Raw genomic sequence first — 21,855 nt, forward strand, 5'->3', positions numbered from 1 at the left:
TTCCTTGATTTAAGCATCGAAACATTTTGAAATAATGAACTATTTTTCGACTTCGATCTTCCTCACTAAATAGAGAATTGTATCGTACCTGAATCTTTAATAATTTTAGTGGGTTTAGTGGATGGGAAAAAAGCTTATTCGAAGAATTCTTATTAGGTAAGTTTGGAAGACAAAAAAAAGTAGGACACATTCCTTTCGGAAATGTGTCCTATAAAAAGGGGGAAATGAGAATGTTGCTGTGTTCAAATATACTTTCCCCCAAAATTTAAAAAGTTAAACCTCATTTTTAAAATATTTTTTCGAAAGATGATTTAATTCTTCAATAAACCATTTACCATCATGGTCATTCATCAACCCTTTACTATAACGGACGACATCGTAAACGTCATAGAAGCGTTCAGAGACGTGCCATCCTTCTCTGATGAACCATTCCCGTATTGTTTCGTTGTGATTGCGTGTATAACTATGTGAGCTTGCCTCCAATTCATAAACTCGGTATGCGTCTCGCACTACATTGGTCTCCATTGAATAAGTCCATGACATATCCTTCTGTTCGCTTACTTGCATGGTGTTGCTTTGAGTTCTTTCGTATTCCACTTGATTTTCTTTAAGTTCTACAACTTCCGCTCTATTTTTAGCTAAGCGCCATACAATAATAATCAATATGATTAAAATAATACTACCCAGAATAGCCACCCAAGGTATATCCAGACCAAAATCAAGACCCTTAAGTTTATCTGCTTCCGTTTGTTCGAATTGCCCTTTTGGTTTTTCCTGGGAATCTCGGGAAATTGGAGGACTAATAAATTTACTAACAAGAGCATGTAACCCTTCCATTAATAGTCCAAGCGGGTATAAAATTAATTCAATCATATCCCCAAATAATAAGACAATGGATACGCGAGCTTTGCCTGCAAGACCAGCAATCACCGCAAAAGCAATTGCTGCAACGCTTATGATCCCCACATAAAATAATACAAGTTTATAAAAAGGAACACGATTTTCCTTTTTTGAGCGCTTCCATTGAACAATCATTCGATCCAACATAAATAATAGTAGGCCGATAATGGCCAATAAAATTGATTCTCTTATAGCTTCAGGTTTTCTTAATATGGTAGCTAAGAAAAAAGATAAAGAGAATACTACCAGAAGAAGCGTCATGAAGTATCCATCATGTGTGGCATCCTCTTGAATTTTAGAATATCGTTCTTGTATTCTCCAAACCGAAAATACAAATATTGCAGCAAAAAACCACAATGGGGCACCGAAAAGAAATCCTAACAGTCCAAAAACTGCAGAAACAAATAACGATATTGCTATTTGGTATCCCGTCTTGTAGAAAAACAAATTGACCGCAATCGCTATCAGCAATAATATACCAATCCATACAATTGGAGAGGAAATCGTCGTATCCACTCTAATAAATATGAAAAGAAAGGACATTAACCAAACATCTTGCAAAAACTTTCCGATTGACTCAAATTGAACTAACGGCTTAGAAGAGACGGTTGTTGCCATTTCACATCACCTCCAAGACTATTGGATAATCGTACATCCACTTGAGTTTGTTTGGACCATTTCTTAATATATTTATCCAACTCTTGTGAGTCATGAGTGAATATAATGACTGTCATCGGCAGGTTTTCATGCGTATCCAGATGCGTCAGCATACGGTTAAACGGTACGGTTAATTCATTATTAGATAGGACCGACAATAATTCCATTGCTTGTTGACGATGTTTTTGGCCATCTCCGACAGGAAGATGCAAATATGGGACCGCCCCAAAGGATCTAACATTGACCGTCAACGAAAATGGTATGCCTTCTCTATAAAAATAATCCACAAAAGAGGCAACTTCCTCAATTCGTTCTTCCAAATCTGAAATAATTGAATAATGATTAACGACGTTCAATACTAGCAAGACTGATTCGTTTGCTACTTGTGTGAAAACTTTCGTTTGAAGTTGTTGCATTCTCGCACTTGCTTTCCAGTGGATATGGTGAAATTGATCGCCTGCCTGATAATCTCTTGTACCTATCGGTGAAAACAAATCTTGAAACAACGAATGCTTATACTCATAGTCCCCTGGTTTTAATGGGGAAGGCTTTCTGTTGTCTTTTAATGTATAAATATTTGGATAAACCATTTGTTCCATTCGTAGAAGAGGTTGATGAAGTAAAAGGACAGAGCCTTCACCAAAAAGATGTGGGATAGTCAATTCCAAATTTTTCAATCTGGATAAACCTCTCTTCTGTCCTTCAATCGGAACTTTCACTGTAACAATTTCCTTATATCCGATTGTCAGTGGAACAACGATCTCGATGAGCTTAGTATGACTCATATCTTTATTATTAAGTGGTTTAACAGCATCGTGAAAATGCAATCTGAGTTGTCCGTTCCAAATCGGGAACCCTGTATTTTCAAATGTCAGTTCCCATTCAGATTTTCCGCCTTTAAACATCCGACTTCTTTTTTTGTCATTCACTAGTGTCAATTTTTTCCCGACATTTTTTAAATAAAGAATTTGCATGACAGTAACGACACCAAAGAAACCAAAAACGCCTGCTGCAACATATTGTGCAACTATGAATGACATTGTAAAACAAAGGGCAATAATTGTAAGAAACCAATTTGTTTTCATAGCACCATAATATTCCCGTTGCCAAATCATCTTGCCATGGCCTCTACAGGTGTTTGTACGGATTCAATGATATCATTAAGAATATGAGATGGTTCACGAATCAATAATCCTTCAGCAGATAAAATGAGACGATGTGTAGCGAGTGGTGCAACCATTTTTTTCACATCATCCGGATTTACATACGAACGTCCATTAATGTACGCATGTCCCTGCGCTGCATGCAATAACGCAAGAGAAGCACGTGAACTTAATCCTAACTCCACTTGTACATGTTGCCTTGTCGCCTGAATAATCTGTAAAATATAGGTTTCAATATCTTCATGAACCGTCACTTTCCTGACTTCACTGCACCATAATTTAACATCTTCAATGTCTATGAGCGATGAAGTTTTAACTTCCCCTGGGTTATGACTGAACTCTTTCAAAATTCTTCTTTCTTCTTCAAAGCTCGGGTAATTAATTTCAATTCGGAACAAGAAACGATCCAGTTGGGCTGCAGGTAATGAAAAAGTCCCTTGTTGCGATTCCACTGGATTTTGAGTGGCAATTACCATAAATGGTTCAGGAAGAGCAATCGTTTCTCCATCTATTGTTACTTGCTTTTCCTCCATGGCTTCAAGCAAACTCGATTGTGTTCTGGGTGTTCCACGGTTAATTTCATCAGCAAGCAATATGTTGGTGGCTACAGGGCCTGGGCGTAAGACAAATTCCTGAGCTTTCGGATCAAAATAACTGATACCGGTAACGTCAGATGGTAATACGTCAGGAGTAAACTGTAAACGTTTAAAGTTCCCTTTAAATGCATGTGCAAAAGATTTGGCCATCATCGTCTTCCCTGACCCTGGCACACTTTCAAGTAACACGTGCCCTCCCTGAATCAACGCAATCAGCATAAAATCAATTTCTTTTTCACGTCCCACAATTGATTCATTTAAATTCTTTCTCAACAGATTTAATTTGGACATTTTACTTCCCCCTTTAAGTTATATAAGTATACCAAATAAACCCATTATTCCGAAAAAACTTTATAATAAAAAAACTAAGCGGAAATCGCCTAGTTTTTGATTAATTCCTTATCGTTGGACGCTTTATTTGGGAAGTCTTTCAATTGATAGATATTTAACAGACGATCTAACTTTTTACTAAGTCGGATAGTATGAACGTTTCCAAAACCATTTTCAAGCGCTGACTTAATCATTTTCTCTCTCGTAAGTTCCACTTGCTCAAGAATTGATTCCGGCACGTGATACCTCCTTTACCAAACCCATATTATCCATTATTATACACGAAAATCTTCTCGCAAACACAAGTTTATTCCGACAAAATATGACATTCTTGTTAACTTCGTGCATCAAGATCATAAGTATAGATAACAATTCCGCCCTGTTTAGCAGTTCCTCTTATATGTTTAAAGTCTGCTCTTTGAACCAGTACTTCACGAAATGTCAAAAAATCTTCTTTTTCGATTGTAATGGAGGTTAGCTTACCTGCTCTTAAATCCTCTAACTGCTGTTCATATGTATTCATGGAAAGTCTCCCTTTAGTTAAAAATTTGAAATGATTTAAATATGTTTTCAGAAAATACTTTACGTCAGAAAAATTATCATGCACACTATTGAATATGACCGCATTAAGGAGCTGAGTATCTGTGGAAATAGCAACTGTTGGATCAATAATTGAATTCAAAGATGGCTTGCAAGGGATTGTTGAAAAAGTTAATGAAAACTCCGTAATTGTGAATCTTTCCATTATGGAAAATTTCGAAGAACTCGAAATTGAAGAAAAAACAGTTATCAATCATAAACGGTATAAAATAGTATACCTTAAAGAGCAAGAGTCTTCACCCATTACTGATGAAGAAGAATGATCACTAAATGCTAAAGTACTGGAGGTGTGCAAGTTGAATATTATGGCTTCTCATCTAAGATGGACTCTCAGTTTAGTTCTCGTCTATTTGCTACTTTTTTTCACTTTTTCATTTGAAGTAATTTTTTGGTATATGTACACATTTACGATGCTGTTATTTATGTCCTTATCATTTGTTCTTGGCAAGATGGAAGATGAAATACAAACATGGGAGTACTTAATTTTCGGAATTGGTTATGGTACACTCACTTATGGACTTATTGCAACTGCATATCGCTTCTTTTCCATATTTACGGATCAAGCAGCAATTTCAGTGGAGCAATTCTTAAGTGACTTTGGACCGACTACTGTTTGGCATTATTTATTGTTGATGTTAATTATTGCCCCAGGAGAAGAATTGTTTTGGCGGGGCTTTATTCAGCAAAAATTAAAAACTTACATGAGCCCTTTCTTCGCTGTGTTGGTGGCCTCCTTACTTTTCGGATTATCCATGGCTTTCAGCGGATTTTGGTTAGGAGTGCTTGCAGCAGTCACATCCGGTTTACTGTGGGGGCTTTTGTATGAATGGAAAAAAAGCATGCCGCTCATCATTATCGCTCATATTACAATGACGATTCTACTGTTTCTGGTTTTGCCTCTCAACTCTTGAAACATATGACAACCACATCACGTCTACTACATAAAGGAGGAAATATAACATGAAAAAATCTTGGCTACTATTTGCATCATTGTCTTTAGCAATTTCCATGCTTTCTGCATGTAACTCCACAGATGAATCTAATGGTTCTGAAAGTGATAAAACTACTGTTGCGGACTCTGAAGAAACAACGGTAGATGAAACAGCTGATGAAGATGAAGCAAAAGAGGAAACAGAAGAACCAGCACCTGTTACTGAAACAAGAGGACCTGAAAAGTCACTGTCATATTCGATCAATGACGAAAAGAAAGAAGAAACCGCAAAGTTGACGGATAGTGATGAACAGAACTATTCGATCTATAAATTAGATGGCTATTCATTAACTGGGGAAGAACCTAATAAAGATTCAATATACTATGACGAAAATTCTGCCGTCTTCATGCGAGTAGAAACGATCTCCAAAGATGAAGCAGACTATGAAATTATTAGAGATACGATGATTGAAAGTATTGCAGCTGTGAGCATTGGCAAAGAACCTGTGAAGATTGACAAACAAGAGAAATTACCTCAAGGCGAAGGGATTTCGAATCAGATTGGATACGAAACTACTTTTGAATTAGGAACTGTTTCAGGGATGGTATTTGAACAAGGCAATCTGATTGTCCGCTTGACAATCTTTGATCAAAACAGTGTGAACTTAACGGATGCATTTTTGAAAATGGGCGAAACAATCGCTGTAAAACAATAAAAAATTCCGGCTCACTTAGTGAGCCGGAATTTTTTTAATATGATAAATCTTTAATTGATAATCCTAATTTTTTCAATAATGTAATCGCTTGCTCTTTCTCATCATTATCCAAAGCACCCATCATTTCATGCAATTGTTTCTCATGCTCTGGGAACAATTGAGCCATGAAAGCCTCTCCTTCAGGAGTGATTTCAGCAAATGTCACCCGGCGATCCGAAGGACATGAAACGCGGTGTATGAAGCCTCTTTTTTCCAGCTTATCAATGACATAGGTAATCGAACCACTGGCAAGCAGTATTTTATTTCCTATTTTCTGCAGCGGTTGTCGCCCCTTGTGGAATAACAATTCCAAAACTGCAAATTCAGTAGGGTTTAGTCCATTTGCTTGAAAAAATTGATTCGTACATTCATGCAATGTTTTATATGCTCTAGAAAGCACGATAAATAATTTTAACGACTGTGTCAGTTCTTCGGATTTCATCTCTATCACCTGTATTCCATTCTCTCTAATTAAAACTAGTATATAGGGAATAGAAGAACTTTGTCAAAATGGTTTGGAATTGATGTGTTTTTGCTCTAATTCGAGCAGATATTGTTTAATCGGTGTAAGTGAACCCGCATAGCCTTTCAATGATTTGTCTTTTCCTATAACACGATGGCAGGGTACGACTATCGGTAATGGATTTTTTCGATTTGCTTGTCCTACCGCACGACAGGCTTTTGTGTTGCCAATTCTATTTGCCAACTCTTGGTAACTGATTGTTTCTCCATAGGAAATACCAGGCAATTGACGCCACACACTCTGTTGAAATAAAGTTCCTCTTGCAGACAGTGGCAAATCAAATTGTATCCTCTCTCCCTGAAAATATTCGTTTAATTGCTTCTTTACATTTTCATACACTGATTCATCTTGCTGGATTGCTACCGTCCCCAAATGCATTAGTGGTTCATCAAAATAAATAGCTGTTAATTTTCCGTCATCAATTTGAAGATATAACTTCCCGATTGGACTTTCCAAAGCTTTTATCATGTACCGTATGTCCCCCTTTAGCCTCCAAATGATAAACTGGAAGGATAATATGAAAAGTAGTACCGTGAGTTAACTTACTCTCTACCTCTATACTTCCCCCATGATCTTCGATTGTTTGAATTGCATGGGCAAGTCCAAGCCCAGTCCCTTGTTCTTTCGATGTATAAAAAGGTAAAAAAATCTTCTGCATCTGCTCCTGAGTCATCCCCCCACCTTGATCTTTTACGGACACACAAACTTGATTGTTATCACGTAAGGATTGAGTTATGAACACTTTCCCTCCATTAGGTATGACTTCCATTGAATTTTTTAAAACGTTCATAAATACTTTTTTTAATTCATGTGCGTCACCAAGAATCCAATCCGAGTCATTTTCACATGGTACCATTACAAGTTCAATATTTTGTATGATACCTTGTGGGTGCATAAAATCAACTACTTGCGAAATGATGGAAGAGACAGAAATAAATTGAAATGATCGAGAAGGCGGTTTAGATAAAACTAAAAACTCATTGAGTATGGATTCCATTCTAATGAGTTCACTATTGATAATGTCTAGATATTCGTATCCTTGTTCAGTTACTTGCGATGTTAGTAATTGTGTAAATCCTTTCAAAGAGGTCAAAGGATTTCGAATTTCATGCGCAATACTTGCAGCCATCTGACCGAGAGTCGATAACGAACGTGAGTGTTCAATTTGCTTTTTCAATTGAACATTTTCGGTATCATCACGAATGACCGTAACGTACATGTCCAAGTTATTATTGAACGCAGATGTAAAATGATAAAACTTTGGTTCACCGGTTGTATCTAGTTTAGATACACTCATTTCGGCAGAACCTTTTAGTGAAAGTGTTTTGAAAAATTGTTCGAAATCAGATTTTGAATGAGGTAACAAGTCAAAAATGTTGTGTGCTTTTTTGCCTTTTAATTCATGTGGAGCTACGTCAAGTAAGATTGTGGCTTTCTGATTGAAGTCAATAATGGTTCCTTCAGTGTCGGTCAAAATCATACCGTGCGGAGCATATTTAAAGAGAAATTCATATTTCATTAAACCATCTACTATATTATGGCTTAGAATTTCGTGTGGGCGTTGTTTGAAGCGAATCAGATATTGGGATGATGATTGATTATAATTGCCCTGGACTTCGATAAATCTATTGCCTTTTACATTATCCGTTAAGCATATTTGACATTTTGCATTATTTGAAAATGTCGCTTCCTTTAAAAAATTTCTCCAGGTTTTAGAAGAAGACTTGTCCATTTGTGTGATAATCTCTTCAACTGTGTTGTGTGAGAAAAATTCCTTCGCCATTCTATTTAACTTAATCCCCTTGCCATTCTCGAGTAGAATGACTGGTTCTTTATCGTTCCAAAATAAATAATCGAACATCTCTGTGATTTTTTCGCCAAACAAGTCATTCACCGGACCTTTCTCGTTCTTTTTATACAAATTATGCTGTGAAATGCCTTTATATTCTGGATAGCTAAAAAAACAAAGATTAAAATTAATTCAGATTATTTCATATAGATTTAGCTAATATTGACTTATATTGTTTGAATCAACTTTCCTTGTTAAAATAGAATGATGTAAAGAAGGAGAATGCTTAATGAACATCGTCTTAGCAACACTAAATGCAAAATATATTCATACCAACTTGGCACTAAGGTGTCTTAAAGCAAGTGCACAACCTGAATTTAATCCAACCATTGCTGAATATACAATAAAGGATCCAGCTTTTAATATTGTTTCTGATATATATTTAAAGAAACCTAAAGTTGTCGGTTTCAGCTGTTACATTTGGAACATTGAGGAGACTTTAAAAGTTGTTCGTCTTTTAAAAAGAGTGAGCCCAGATACTATTATTGTACTTGGCGGACCAGAAGTATCCTATGACTCAAACTACTGGTTGAGACGCATGAAAGAAATCGACTTTATTGTCATGGGTGAGGGCGAAGTATCGTTCAAACAGTTGCTTCATTTTGTCGAAGGAACTCTTCCTTTAAAAGAAGTACCTGGTATTTGTTTTATGCAGGATGAAAAATTTATGATTCACCCGCAAGGACCTAAAATTGATTTACGTGAAATGCCAACACCGTTTCGCTTTGAAGAAGATATTCCTCACTTGTCCAAACGAATTACTTACATTGAAACCAGCCGTGGCTGTCCCTTCTCATGCCAATTCTGCTTATCTTCCATCGAAGTCGGTGTCCGTTATTTCAATAGGGAAAAAGTGAAAGAAGATATTCGTTATTTGATGGATAATAATGCGAAAATCATTAAATTTGTAGACCGGACATTTAATATTAGCCGTAGCTATGCGATGGAAATGTTTCAATTTTTGATTGACGAACATCGCCCTGGTGTTGTTTTTCAATTCGAAATTACAGCTGATATTATGCGACCTGAAGTCATTCAGTTTTTAAATGAAAATGCACCTGCTGGATTATTCCGATTTGAAATCGGCGTTCAGTCAACGAATGAATTGACGAATGAACTCGTAAAAAGAAAACAAAACTTTGCCAAATTAACACGTACTGTGACAATGGTAAAAGAAGGCGGAAAAATTGCGCAGCATTTAGACTTGATTGCCGGGTTACCTGAAGAAGATTATGCTTCATTCAAACAAACGTTTAATGATGTATTTGCAATGGGACCTGAAGAATTGCAATTAGGCTTCTTAAAACTGTTACGTGGAACAGGGTTGCGTGTTCAAGCTGAAGAATATGGCTACGTATATGTCGATCAAGCCCCATATGAGATCTTCGCCAATAATGTCCTGTCGTTTGATGATATGCTCAGAATCAAACAAGCTGAAGATGTTCTTGAAAAATATTGGAATGCACATAGACTCGATCGTACAGTTGGCTATTTAGTTTCTGAAACGTTTGAAACGCCTTTTGATTTCTTCCAGGACTTTGGCAGCTATTGGGAAGAAAAAGGTTGGTCCCGAATTGGCCACCAACTTGAAGACTTATTTAAACGACTAGAAGAATTTTTACTTCAGGACGGTCGTGCTGACATGGCAGTCGTTAGAAGTTTGATGAAGATTGATTACTTGGTACATCATCAATTCCAACCGCGCAAGCCATGGTGGGAAAAAGAAATGGAAAAAGAATCACAGTCTGCAATTTATCGAAAAATTATTGAAAATCCAAGTCTAGCCGGTCAGTCTTTTGCAAAACTCAATCTTCATGAACGTGAAGTTTACAAACAGACGCTCCTTGTTCCCTTCTCACTTGATTTACAACAGCTTGACCAAGAGCAAGTCGTATCGAAGGATGGCTATTTACTAACTTTCTTCAAATCGGGACAAGCACCACAATTTTCGTTTATAGCAAAAGAGCAGGTATCCTGAATACAGGACCTGCTCTTTTTTTCAGCCTATGATAACACGTTCTTTTGGATAATGGAATTTGGTTTTGGTTGTACGACCGCCTATAGTATATAGGAAGGAGATTAATCCGATGCGCCCTACGAACATCAAAAGCATAATCAATATTTTACCGAAAGTCGATAATTTATCCGTGATGCCTAAAGACATACCGCATGTTCCAAAAGCTGAGGTAATTTCAAAAATGATTGCCGTCATTGACAATGTGGGTTCTGAAATTGATAAGGCGATGGTTGCAAGTAACACAATGAAAATAGATAAAATGATTACCGCATATGAACGTAACACGTCGATTAATTGAATTTCACGATTAAATATTTGTATTTCATTTTTCCCACGCGCATAGTTAATCAAAAATAGGATCGCTATTGCAAACGTCGTAGTGCGAATCCCTCCACCTACTGAACTTGGCGAGGCTCCAATAAACATCAATGCACTCAAGAATATGTCGGTACCTTGTGTAAACTCTGTGATATCAACAGTAACAAGACCACCCGAGCGTGACGACACAGAGTGAAACATTGCAGTAAATAAGGCTTCATGCCATGACATACCGCGAAAAGATTTGAACATTTCCAAAGCAAGAATGACAACAGTTCCTACGACCAGCAATAAACCAAATGTAACAGTTGTAATCTTCGTAAACAGCGAGAATCGGAAATTTTTATTTTTATTCGATAAAAAGGCTTTAATTTCGATTAAAACAGGGAAACCGATTGCTCCTAAAATGATTAAGATCATGTTTATGATTTGCACAAAATAATCATCATGATACGGGATCATGGATTCGCCCGTAATATCAAAGCCACCATTCGTTGTTGCTGAAACAGAGGCAAACAAACCATGGAGAAAAGCTTCTGACAGTGTTTCATAAAATTGAGTAAAGTAGAACGTAAGAATGAGTGCGCCCAACAACTCGATAAGCAATAAAATCTTTATGATTTCAATAATTAAATTAACGACCCCTGACAGAGAATGCTGGTTATGATCTATCATGATTAATTGTCGTTCGCGTAAGCCTATTTTTTTTCCAACCAGTAACCACACAAATGTACCAAGAGACATGATTCCAATTCCACCAAGTTGGAGGATAATCATTAACATGGCGATTCCAAAAGTTGAGTACGTTTCTGAAATATTTAATACACTTAAACCTGTAACGCTGACAGCACTGACTGCTGTAAACAAACTATCAATAAAAGCCACACTGACTCCAGGTTGGTGAACTCCAGGTAGGTTTAATAACCCCACAGATAACCCAATGGCTAAAAAATAATAAGAAACGATTGCTTGAGCGGGCGTTAAATTTCGTATGCGTTTAATAATTGGATTCATAAAAAGGTCAAGTCCTTTCAAATGACACGAATAGGTCATCTTCCTATTCTAAAAAACATTACGTAAAAAAGAAAGAACAAGTATTTATTCTTTTAAAAAAAGTGCTTCTCGATTGAGAAGCACCCGGATTAATGATTTTTATGATTGCGATTTTTGCCTTGTTCTGATTGTTCTTTACCACTTTGTTTTTTATCTTGTTTTCTTTTTTGATCATTATCTTTTCTTTCATGATCTTTATTTTTCCCTTTTTTATCTTGGCGAGGGTTATCGTGGTGATCTGAATTCGTTTTTTTTTCAGAAGGATGGTTGCCACTTGTTTTTGACTGGCCGTTATCTTTTCCTTCTCTATTCGAATCATTTTGTTGATTCGGTTGATGACTTTGAGTCTTTCCTTCTGATTTTGCTGGCTTATCCCACTTCTTGTTAGGCTTAACTTGTTTAGATTCTTGTTTTTGGTGTTGAGGATTTTGTTTACTTTTATTATGAGTGTTCTTGTGATCTTTCATGTCAACAGCAGGTATTTGCGATTCTTTTTTGTTTTCTTTCTGCAGTTTATTATTGTCTTCGTGTTTCTTATTTTCATCTTTTTTCTTTATTTCCTGTTGTTTTTCATCTTTTTTCTTTATCTTCTGCTGTTGCTTTTCTACCTTATTGTCTTTGAATTGTGCCTTGTATTTCTGTACGGAAATACCTTCATTGTTAGCAGCTTGACGATCCTCTAAAGAGGCTTCATTAACATTTACGGAGTATTTCTGCATCATACTTTTACTGTTGGAATTTGACACTGCCGAAACAATTACTTTTTCCAGCTTTGCATGGTTTTCTTTATTTTCATAGATGGTGGTAATCTCAATCTCCTCTTGTGTCTTGATAGTTGTTTCCGTACGATCTACAATTTGATGTAAAACCCATGTTAAAGGCTTTCCTTTCCAGAAAGCAATATCTCTCTTAAGTGCCTCTCCATCGTCATTGAGCCCCTTAAAAGAATACACTGTCCCTTCCTGATCAAGACCCAGTTCAACACTCGGATTGATATCAATCTGTACATATGCAGACACTGGAGTTTGTGAAGGCAGCAATATTGAAAATAGCAATACAAGTGTCGCAACCATCGAAAGAACCGGCGCTGTCCATGAAGAATTAAATGTTGCTTTATAGCTTCTCTTGTTTAATAAAGGTTTATAAAATGCTTCTTCACCTATTTCAACAGAAGCAGAAAGTGGTATGCCTTTTTCAAATACTCCATCTTCCGTGAAGAAAATACTATATGAAGATGTTGTCTCAAACACGATCCCTCTTCGCGTGTTCATCATGACATCCGTCCTTTTAAATAATCTTTTATATAGTGCAGGTCACTTTTTAGAAGAATAGCAATTGCTATTATAAATTTTCGTTGTCTTTCCAAGGTTTTACGTGAAACCTCAACTAATTCTTCCAATTCTTTTATTGGTAATTTCTTTTTTGTTTGAAGAACTTCGTAAAACTCGTCCGTTTCCACAATGAGTTGTGCTATTTGGATAGCGGTCTTTCTTGAGTCTTCATGCGATGGAGAAACTTTAACAAGTTCCTGAAAGCTTAGTCCAAATGGTTTTAACAAAGATTCGTATACAGCAATTTGATGTTTTCTTTCATCTGCCTGCTGCGTCGCTGTAAATTGTTCAAATGAATGAGAAGATTCTAGGATTGAAAAAGAACTTGATTCAATCTCAGAATCAGAAGTCATTTGACCTAGACTAATTTCTTTTCTTCTTGCTTCTTTTCGAATAAAGTCAATCAGTTTACGCCGAATCAGCAAATGAGCAAATGTTAAGAATGATGCATTTTTATCATGTTCAAAATGAACGATCGCTTCATGGAATGCGTACATTGCAATACTATACTCGTCATCTTGTTCCCCAATATAACGTTTACATATAAACGAAGCAGTTTTTTTCATAAAAGGAGTGTAGGAAGAAAGAAGTTCATGTAGAACTTCTTCATTCCCTTCTTTTGCTTGAATTACTAGCAATTCAAGATCGTTTTTTGATTGTTTCTTAGGAAAAAGTCCTTGAATCGTTGCTAGTATCACAAGCTCACCCCATTTCCGCACAATAGTTAAGTCCTATCGATTGTAACGGGTTCTTGATAAAATGAAAAGATGCATTGTATTTCATTTTCTTAACAATTAACCCAAGTGTTATTTGTTTTTGTGATCTTCATTATGTTTTTCGCCTTCATGACGATGCTCTTTTTTTGCATGATGCGATGCTTTATGCTCTTCTTTTTTAGCGTGATGTGTATTTTTGCGTCCTTGTTGTTTTGCATGTTGAGCATCTTTACGTTCTTGCTTTTCTACTGCTTTTTCAGCTTTTTTCACTTCTTTAGCAGCTTTTTTCTCAGCTTTTACTACTTCTGAATCTTTTTCAGTTTCAGTTTTTTCTTTATCATTCTCCACAGTGTCTTCATCAGTTTGGGCAGGTTCAGTTGCCTCGTCAGATGGTGTTGTTTCTGTAGTTGGAATTTCTACTTTATCTTCTTCTTTGTTCTTCTCTTCCCATTTGGCAATAGCTTTATCAATATTTCTCTGAAGAGCCGCTTTTGCAGTTGGGTTATTTATTTTTTCAATGTTCAGGGAAAGTGCAAAAATATTATTTGCAAGGTAACCCAAAGGAATATTTGTGGAAATCGTTTGCAAATCTTCAACTGAAGTCGTTTGTTCTTTCAAATTGTTCAATGCCTCTTGTAAATTTACTGTTTCAAAATTGGATGAATCTACTTTTTCGGTGTCATTGGCAAAGGCCGGAAAAGAAGTTGAAGCTACTAATCCTGTTGCTAGCAAAGCTGCACTGATTTTTTGGAATTTTTTCAATGTGTGCCACCCCTTGTAAAATGCGTACGCTTTCACGTCATCAAACTATTCGATGCCATATCTAATTTTTTAGGGGGTACAAAAAAAGCTGCGTAAAATCTTTTCGATTTTACGCAGCTTACTGTTAAATCCTGAAATTATTGCTTACGATTTTTGTATCGTCCGGCCATTACTACTCCAACCGTCACCAATGCAATCATAATCCAGCCTACGTACGGGTTAGCATCAAAGAAATCGTGTAAGAACGGTTCATGTGTAATCATTCTTGCTGCAGTGAATGCCAAAACAGCAGATCCGATATAAATGATAATTGGGTATTTATCAATCAGTTTCACGAAGAGCGTACTTCCCCAGACCATAATTGGAATACTGATAATCAAACCAATTACAACTAATAAAAAGCTATGGTTTGAAGCATTTGCTGCACCAGCAACTGCTAATACATTGTCTAACCCCATAATTGTATCTGCAACGATTATTGTACCGATAGCTGACATTAAGGTCTTAGATGCTTTATGATCACCAGCATCCCCATCTTCAACTAACAATTTATAAGCTATCCAGATTAAAATAAGTCCCCCCACAAGTTGCAAGCCAGGAATTTTCAAAATCCATACAATGGCAAGTGTCGCAAGAACTCGAATCACTACAGCTCCAGCTGTTCCCCACATGATGGCTTTTCTTCGGTGATGAATGGGCAAGTTTTTCGCAGACATCCCAATAACGATGGCATTGTCTCCTGCTAAAACTAAGTCAATCATAATGATTGATAGTAGAGCTACTAAAAATTCAACTGTAAAAATATCCATAACGATCTCCTTTAATAAATATTTTTGAAAACAAAAAGACCCCTGCCTTATAAAAAGGCAAAGGTCTTGCTAAGCACATTATGTAAATGGCTATCATAACCGATGGTGTATACCATGTAATGACGACTATGAAATAGGTTTCCCTATAGCTACTCCCCTTTGACAACAGTCAAAAGTATATTAAGTTTTCATGTACAATAATTATAACATATTGAACGGAGTTGTAAACTAACACTACTTTATCTGAATATGATAAGACTGTTCTTTTTTATGAAGCTGATAAAAAGCAATCATACTTGGCAGGGATTCGATAAAATCCGCACATCGAATTCCACTGTCCTTCAAGATAACTTTCGCAACTGTCGTATCGAACTGAGCGTTCCATGTCAAATAGTCCAATGTTTCTTTTTCAACACCCAAGCTTTTTCTCAGTACTTTCAATTGCATACCCATTTTTGCAAGCGCCAGAGGTATTCGTCCTTTTGGCCATTTTCCGGTTACATGCCAAACCATCTGTCGGTATACTTCTTCCACTGGGTGAGGTTTTGGATCCGTTAAATGAATGGTCTTACCTATAGCACCTACATCCTCACTGCAATATACCACTGCTTTAATAACAAAATCGATTGGTACAACATTTATCAATGATTGAGACTTGCCGATGTAAGGGATCACTGGAAGCTTCCTTATGTTATCAATCATATTGATGAAGAAATAGGGACCGTCGAATTTTATTGTTTCCCCTGAAATGGAATGTCCCCGTACGATGCCTGGACGGATAATCGTTGTCGGGACTAAAGACTTCATTTTTTCAACCAGAACTTCCGCTTCAAATTTCGTTTCTTCATAATAATTTTTAAACGCCTTAGGACGAATCAATTCATCTTCACGTAGTAGACCTTCTCTGCTCCCTGCTACATATGCCGTACTGAAATATATATACCTCGTTAAGTTCGGTAACGTTTTTACAAAATCATTTACGTGATACGTACCGTGGACATTTACTTTCCACGCGGTATCTCTAGCAACAGCCAAGTCATAGATTGCAGCTAAATGCCACACCGTGTTTACTTCTCTACAAAGTGTTTCAAGTTCCTCGGTAGCAATATCCAAACCTGGATATGTGATATCCCCTTCTACTAATTTAATCATTACATTAGGAGAATCTTTCATAATTTCCTGGGAAATTTCTTTAGCGAGTTTCATTTGAGAAGATAAGACCAATGTGTATATCGTCTCTACTTTGTTTTGGGATATCAACTCTTGTATAATCTGCCGTGCAATGAATCCAGGAAATCCAGTAATTAATGGAATTTGCATATATTCTCCTCCGAAACTCTTAATAATTGAATAGTACGAAAATTAACAACAAAAAACAACGTCTATTTATTAATAGACGTTGTCTGTTCAAGATATCGGTTCTTTTGCACTTCGACGTGTTTCACGATCAAACAAACTATAAATTACTGGAATGACATACAGCGTCAGCAATGTCGAACTGATCAGACCACCGATTACGACAATACCCATAGGTTGATTAATCTCAGTTCCTTCACCTATCCCAATCGCTAGTGGCAACAAACCAAGAATCGTGGTTAGCGCGGTCATTAATATCGGTCTCACTCGATCACGTGCTGAGGAAACAATTGAATCATAAGAATTATATCCTTCTTTTTTGCGTTGATTAATAAAATCGACCAGCATAATCCCGTTATTAACTACAATACCTACAAGCACTAATAAGCCAATTACTGCTGTAATACTGACTGGAGTCTGAGTGATAAACAACCCCAGTGCTACTCCGATAATCATCAGTGGGACTGAGAACATGATGACAAATGGATATTTGAACGATTCAAACTGTGCAGCCATAACAATATAGACAAGTACAATTGCAAGAATGACTGCCAACAACATATCATTAATGGCATTCTCGAATAATTCACGGTCACCACCGAACTTAATATCAACCTCTTCTGGCAAGTTTAATTTTTCAATTGCCTCGTCAACTTGATCGGACATTTCACCTAAAGTATAAGACGATTCATATTTTAGCTTAAAGCTGACCGAAGCTGCTTGGTCAATTCGACGAATGGAAACAGGACCTTCGGCAATTTCTATTTCTGCCACTTCCTGCAATTCAATAAATTGACCTGAAGGTGTTCGCAATTTCAGTTTCTTCAATTGCTGAATGCTGCTACGGTATTTTTCATCATATTTTACATATACACCATAAACATCTTCATTTTCTGAAATAATTTGTGTAGCAAAATCGCCTCTCGTCACACTGTTCACCGTTTGGGCAATTTGTGCAGGAGCCAGTCCATATTCGGTTGCTGCATCTTTATTCACGGACACTTGCACTTCATCTATTTTCTCATCTAAATCATTCGTGATTTCTGTAATTGAATCAAATTCACTTAAAGTGCCTTGAATATCAGAAACGGCTTTTTCTAAACGTTTGTCATCCGTATCTGTTACGGAAAATGATAATGAATTTGGTGTGGAGCCAGCAGCAGTTTGTAAATTAAAACTTACTTCTGCCTCATCCCCTACGTCTTTCAATACTTTTGGTTGTACTTCATCCACAAATTCAAATACAGAACGCTCACGTTTATCTAAAGGAATGAGCTTGATATATACTTCCGCTCTATTCGATTCTGAAGTTCCTCGAGATTGGCCTTGTTGTGTTCCTCCAACGAGACTCACATATACATCCACATCTTTTTCTTTGTTTAATTGATTTTCTATTTTTTTCACTACTGCTTTTGTTGCTTTTACAGAAGATCCATTATCTAACTCGACATTGACACTAACGAATCCTTCATCAGTAGCCGGTAAAAACTCGGTTCCCACTTGGAACATCCCATAAGTTGCAATTATTAGCATGATTGAAGTGATAATCAATACCATTAATCGATGTCCTAGAGCCCATTTAACCGAGCGTTCAAAATTATTATATGATTTTGAACGTCGACGTTTTGCTTCGAAGTCGCCTCTAGGTTTTTTCATCATTCTACTTGCAAGCATCGGAATGACGGTAAGTGCTACTACCAAAGAAGCAATTAAACTAAAGGAAATGGTTAAGGCAAACTCAGTGAAAATTTGGCCAATTAAACCTGTGATAAAGATAACAGGAACGAACACAGCAACAGTTGTTAAAGTTGATGCTATAATTGCCCCTGCCACTTCCTTTGTTCCCTCAGAAGCAGCAGTTTTAGAGTCTTTCCCCATACCGAGATGACGTTCGATGTTTTCGATGACCACTATTGCATTATCTACCAACATCCCAATACCAAGTGCAAGTGCACCCAACGTCATGATATTTAGAGCAAAATCAGCAAAATACATTAGCACGAACGTTACGATGACTGAATATGGAATAGCGATTCCAATGATAATTGGACTCTTTATTCCGCGTAAAAAAACAAAAAGTACAAGCATGGCGAAGAGTCCACCAAATATGAGCGAAGAACCAATGTTTCCGATGGCTAACTTCACATAATCACCTTGGTCAAACAAAATATCCGCTTCTACCCCTTTATACTCATCCTTCTTTAAAAGTTCATCTAAAGATTCTTTTAACGAGGTTGAAACATCTGCTGTATTGGCTCCAGATTCTTGCAGTACTGACATCAAAACCGCGGGTTCATCATTCGCACGAGTTTCAGTTGAGGTTTCTTGTTCTGCCAACTCAACCGTTGCTACGTCTGCAACGGTTATGTTCTTACCGTCCATAGGATTGACCGTCACCACTAAATTCTTTATATCTTCGACATTTGTCAGTGTACTGACAATACGTGTAGTCAGTTGCTTTCCATCTTGTGTTTCGATTGGATCACCAGGAAACGAAACATTATTTGCTTGAATCAACTGCACGATGTCAGATTGCGCTAATCCTTTAGCTTCAAGCTTTTGTTGATCCAATAAAATTTGTACTTCTTCCACTAACGCCCCTGAAACATTGACACTCGCTACGCCGTCTGTACGTCGCAGTTCTTTTTCCAGTTGTTCTGCGATGATTCGGACGTCTCCCTCATTTTCAGGAGCACGAAGTGATAACTGAATGATAGGAAACTGTGCTGGGTCAAATTTCAAAAAGCGAGGTTTTTGAGAATCGTCAGGTACTGGAGTTTGATCGATACGCTGCATGATATCGTTTTGTATATCATCAATATTGGTTGACCAATCAAATTGCAATACAATAATATTGACGCCTTCTTGCGAAGTAGATTGCAATGTTTTTATCCCCGGTAAAGTTGACAAACTTGATTCAAGTGGCTTTGTCACTTTTTCACTGACTTCAGTCGGGCTCGCCCCTGGATAACTTGTAACTACCACACCAATAGGAGGGTTCAATTCAGGAATTAACGTAACTGGTATTTTGAAGTACGATACTAAACCTAAGATAATAACCAAAAACATAATGACTGTTGTAAAAACGGGACGTTTTATCGAAAAATCGCTGATTTTCATTTCATAATTTCCTCTCCTGCAAAAACTTCTCTCTCTATCATATTCGTTACGCCCACTTACTTCAAACGTGAATCGTGTAAAACTTTATTCGGAAACGTGATTGACAATATTTCTATATTAATTCACTAATAAATGGTGTTAGCTGCGTCCTTAATTATCGGTTGTAAACGATAACATATTTTTTCTATAGTCTCTGTTATGTAATGTTGTTGATTGTAAGGGAATTTGCGATACTCCTGCGGCTAATCGTCGCAAAGATTAGAACCAAATTGTCCATGGTCCGCGGAAAGTGAGCATATAAAACACCATTAAAAATTTACATAGCCAACAAAATAAAAAACCTGTCAAAAGACAGGTTTTCTCCTTATAACAAACTATATAGCTCGATATTTTCGTTTTTATCTTGGAACCAGCGCATTGCAAAATCATTTTCAAATAAGAACACATATCGATCATAACGATCACGAACGAGCATGCTTCGAGGACTTGACATAGATTCCTGAACTTCAGTTTCGTTCTCAATCCAACGGGCAATTTTATTACCGATAGGTTCCATTCGAACCTCTACGTTGTACTCATTTTTCATTCGGTGTTCAAACACTTCAAATTGAAGCTGCCCTACCGCTCCTAAAATGACGTCTTCCGTATGAAGCGTTTTATAATATTGAATGGCACCTTCTTGCACCAATTGCATGATGCCTTTGTGGAAATGCTTTGATTTCATTACGTTTTTGGCTGTAACACGGACAAATAATTCTGGTGTAAATTGTGGAAGTCTCTCATAATTAAAGGACTTTTTACCACCAACAATGGTATCCCCAATTTGATAACTGCCTGTATCATGCAAACCGATAATATCTCCTGCAACTGCGTAGTCCACTGTTTCACGATCGTCCGCTAAAAACTGAGTCGATTGAGTCAGTTTAAACGTTTTACCAGTACGGGATAAAGTCACAGTCATACCACGTTCAAATTTACCCGATACGATACGCACAAATGCAATACGGTCACGGTGAGCAGGATTCATATTGGCTTGAATTTTAAAGATAAACCCTGAGAATTCCTCTGTTACTGGATTAATCACTTCTTCAGCATCAGTTTTTCGAGGTTGTGGAGTCGGCGCAAATTGTAAGTAAGTTTCCAAGAATGTTTGAACACCAAAATTCGTTAAGGCACTGCCAAAGAATACAGGTGTCATTTTTCCATTTTTTAATTTCTCAAGGTCAAAGTCATTACCCGCTTCATTTAACAACAAAATATCATCTAAAGCTTGTTTGTAATAAGAAGTTTGTTTCATTGAATGATCGACAGCTAATCCACCATCTTCGTCTAATGGCAAAAAGCGTTCCTTCTCATCGGTACGGAACTGTTCAATACGATTATTGAAACGGTCATAAATCCCTAAAAATTCTTTCCCCATACCAATTGGCCAGTTCATTGCATACGACTCAATTCCCAGCACTTCTTCGAGTTCTTCCATTAGTTCCAGAGGTTCTTTACCCTGGCGATCCAATTTATTGATGAACGTAAAAATAGGAATCCCACGTAAACGACAAACTTTAAATAATTTTATCGTCTGAGCTTCAATTCCTTTTGCAGCATCAACAATCATCACCGCGCTATCTACCGCCATTAATGTACGGTATGTGTCCTCACTGAAATCTTGGTGACCTGGTGTATCTAGAATATTGATACGGCAATTGTCGTAATCGAATTGCATAACTGAAGAAGTTACAGAAATCCCACGTTGCTTTTCGATTTCCATCCAGTCCGATGTAGCGAACTTACCGGTTTTTTTAGCCTTTACCGTCCCTGCATCACGAATGGCTCCACCAAAAAACAGCAATTTTTCTGTCATTGTTGTTTTACCGGCATCGGGATGGGAAATAATCGCGAATGTTCTTCTTGCTTGTATTTGGTCTTGAACTTGATTAGTCATTATTAGGTATTCTCCTTCTTTTTTTCCTTTATCATCATATGGAGTTTTTCAAAAAATTACAAGTGAACAAAAAGTCGAAAGAACCGATCGGCAAATGTGATCGGTTCTTTGTTACGATTTCCAGCACTAA

General features: G+C 37.0%; 20 protein-coding genes. 4 read left to right on the plus strand and 16 right to left on the minus strand.

From position 1 onward, the window contains the following. Positions 1–273 precede the first annotated feature (273 nt). The 5 genes from HMPREF1210_RS06685 to HMPREF1210_RS06705 all read right to left on the minus strand — a co-directional run bounded on the left by HMPREF1210_RS06685 (position 274) and on the right by HMPREF1210_RS06705 (position 4,169). Complete coding sequence (locus tag HMPREF1210_RS06685; RefSeq protein WP_016427870.1) at positions 274–1,518, minus strand: hypothetical protein; 1,245 nt, start codon at positions 1,516–1,518, stop codon at positions 274–276. Further along, positions 1,488–2,672, minus strand: coding sequence for a DUF58 domain-containing protein (locus HMPREF1210_RS06690; RefSeq protein WP_016427871.1), 1,185 nt, complete (start codon positions 2,670–2,672; stop codon positions 1,488–1,490). Before HMPREF1210_RS06690 ends, HMPREF1210_RS06685 begins: the two co-directional genes overlap by 31 nt. Beyond that, positions 2,669–3,607 carry a MoxR family ATPase gene (locus HMPREF1210_RS06695; RefSeq protein ID WP_016427872.1) on the minus strand — a complete coding sequence of 313 codons (939 nt, stop codon included), beginning with the start codon at positions 3,605–3,607 and terminating at the stop codon, positions 2,669–2,671. The genes HMPREF1210_RS06690 and HMPREF1210_RS06695 overlap by 4 nt, the downstream gene beginning before the upstream one ends. Positions 3,608–3,696: 89 nt before the next feature. Next, positions 3,697–3,885: an aspartyl-phosphate phosphatase Spo0E family protein gene (locus HMPREF1210_RS06700; RefSeq protein WP_016427873.1), complete on the minus strand. Its 189-nt coding sequence runs from the start codon at positions 3,883–3,885 to the stop codon at positions 3,697–3,699. Between the two features lie 95 nt (positions 3,886–3,980). Further along, positions 3,981–4,169: a hypothetical protein gene (locus HMPREF1210_RS06705; protein ID WP_016427874.1), complete on the minus strand. Its 189-nt coding sequence runs from the start codon at positions 4,167–4,169 to the stop codon at positions 3,981–3,983. A 121-nt stretch (positions 4,170–4,290) separates the two neighbouring features. On the opposite strand from HMPREF1210_RS06705, the gene HMPREF1210_RS06710 reads away from it, so the two are divergent. From HMPREF1210_RS06710 to HMPREF1210_RS06720, 3 genes are read left to right on the plus strand one after another with little or no spacing between them, the layout of a single operon-like run. After that, on the plus strand, positions 4,291–4,509 hold the full coding sequence (locus tag HMPREF1210_RS06710) for a DUF2187 family protein (protein ID WP_016427875.1): 219 nt from the start codon (positions 4,291–4,293) through the stop codon (positions 4,507–4,509). A gap of 33 nt (positions 4,510–4,542) precedes the next feature. Further along, a complete protein-coding gene (locus tag HMPREF1210_RS06715) occupies positions 4,543–5,157 on the plus strand; it encodes a CPBP family intramembrane glutamic endopeptidase (RefSeq protein WP_016427876.1) in 615 nt (204 codons plus the stop codon). Positions 5,158–5,206: 49 nt separating this feature from the next. Then, positions 5,207–5,893, plus strand: a complete 687-nt coding sequence (locus HMPREF1210_RS06720) for a hypothetical protein (protein WP_016427877.1) — start codon at positions 5,207–5,209, stop codon at positions 5,891–5,893. A gap of 34 nt (positions 5,894–5,927) precedes the next feature. On the opposite strand, the gene HMPREF1210_RS06725 is transcribed toward HMPREF1210_RS06720, so the two are convergent. The 3 genes from HMPREF1210_RS06725 to HMPREF1210_RS06735 all read right to left on the minus strand — a co-directional run bounded on the left by HMPREF1210_RS06725 (position 5,928) and on the right by HMPREF1210_RS06735 (position 8,349). Beyond that, entirely contained in the window at positions 5,928–6,374 is a 447-nt protein-coding gene (locus tag HMPREF1210_RS06725; RefSeq protein ID WP_016427878.1) for a MarR family winged helix-turn-helix transcriptional regulator, read from the minus strand. Positions 6,375–6,437: 63 nt separating this feature from the next. Next, on the minus strand, positions 6,438–6,923 hold the full coding sequence (locus tag HMPREF1210_RS06730; RefSeq protein ID WP_016427879.1) for a methylated-DNA--[protein]-cysteine S-methyltransferase: 486 nt from the start codon (positions 6,921–6,923) through the stop codon (positions 6,438–6,440). Further along, positions 6,874–8,349 carry an ATP-binding protein gene (locus tag HMPREF1210_RS06735; RefSeq protein WP_016427880.1) on the minus strand — a complete coding sequence of 492 codons (1,476 nt, stop codon included), beginning with the start codon at positions 8,347–8,349 and terminating at the stop codon, positions 6,874–6,876. Before HMPREF1210_RS06735 ends, HMPREF1210_RS06730 begins: the two co-directional genes overlap by 50 nt. A gap of 184 nt (positions 8,350–8,533) precedes the next feature. Here HMPREF1210_RS06735 and HMPREF1210_RS06740 point away from each other — a divergent pair, with 184 nt between their 5' ends. After that, positions 8,534–10,282: a B12-binding domain-containing radical SAM protein gene (locus tag HMPREF1210_RS06740; RefSeq protein ID WP_016427881.1), complete on the plus strand. Its 1,749-nt coding sequence runs from the start codon at positions 8,534–8,536 to the stop codon at positions 10,280–10,282. Positions 10,283–10,303: 21 nt separating this feature from the next. On the opposite strand, the gene HMPREF1210_RS06745 is transcribed toward HMPREF1210_RS06740, so the two are convergent. The 8 genes from HMPREF1210_RS06745 to HMPREF1210_RS06780 all read right to left on the minus strand — a co-directional run bounded on the left by HMPREF1210_RS06745 (position 10,304) and on the right by HMPREF1210_RS06780 (position 21,725). After that, positions 10,304–11,653 carry a TrkH family potassium uptake protein gene (locus tag HMPREF1210_RS06745; RefSeq protein WP_016427882.1) on the minus strand — a complete coding sequence of 450 codons (1,350 nt, stop codon included), beginning with the start codon at positions 11,651–11,653 and terminating at the stop codon, positions 10,304–10,306. Positions 11,654–11,781: 128 nt separating this feature from the next. Then, on the minus strand, positions 11,782–12,765 hold the full coding sequence (locus HMPREF1210_RS06750; RefSeq protein WP_196930499.1) for a hypothetical protein: 984 nt from the start codon (positions 12,763–12,765) through the stop codon (positions 11,782–11,784). Positions 12,766–12,962: 197 nt separating this feature from the next. Then, complete coding sequence (gene sigI / locus HMPREF1210_RS06755; protein WP_051123194.1) at positions 12,963–13,721, minus strand: RNA polymerase sigma-I factor; 759 nt, start codon at positions 13,719–13,721, stop codon at positions 12,963–12,965. A 108-nt stretch (positions 13,722–13,829) separates the two neighbouring features. Further along, positions 13,830–14,501 carry a hypothetical protein gene (locus tag HMPREF1210_RS06760; RefSeq protein ID WP_016427885.1) on the minus strand — a complete coding sequence of 224 codons (672 nt, stop codon included), beginning with the start codon at positions 14,499–14,501 and terminating at the stop codon, positions 13,830–13,832. 137 nt (positions 14,502–14,638) lie between these two features. Further along, positions 14,639–15,310, minus strand: a complete 672-nt coding sequence (locus HMPREF1210_RS06765) for a TerC family protein (RefSeq protein WP_016427886.1) — start codon at positions 15,308–15,310, stop codon at positions 14,639–14,641. Positions 15,311–15,544: 234 nt separating this feature from the next. Next, a complete protein-coding gene (locus tag HMPREF1210_RS06770; protein WP_016427887.1) occupies positions 15,545–16,630 on the minus strand; it encodes an SDR family oxidoreductase in 1,086 nt (361 codons plus the stop codon). Between the two features lie 87 nt (positions 16,631–16,717). Further along, positions 16,718–19,786, minus strand: a complete 3,069-nt coding sequence (locus HMPREF1210_RS06775) for an efflux RND transporter permease subunit (protein WP_016427888.1) — start codon at positions 19,784–19,786, stop codon at positions 16,718–16,720. Positions 19,787–20,150: 364 nt separating this feature from the next. Next, positions 20,151–21,725: a peptide chain release factor 3 gene (locus HMPREF1210_RS06780; RefSeq protein WP_016427889.1), complete on the minus strand. Its 1,575-nt coding sequence runs from the start codon at positions 21,723–21,725 to the stop codon at positions 20,151–20,153. Between the last annotated feature and the right edge of the window lie 130 nt (positions 21,726–21,855).

Origin of the sequence: Paenisporosarcina sp. HGH0030, from assembly GCF_000411295.1 — a bacterium.
Lineage (GTDB): Bacteria > Bacillota > Bacilli > Bacillales_A > Planococcaceae > Paenisporosarcina.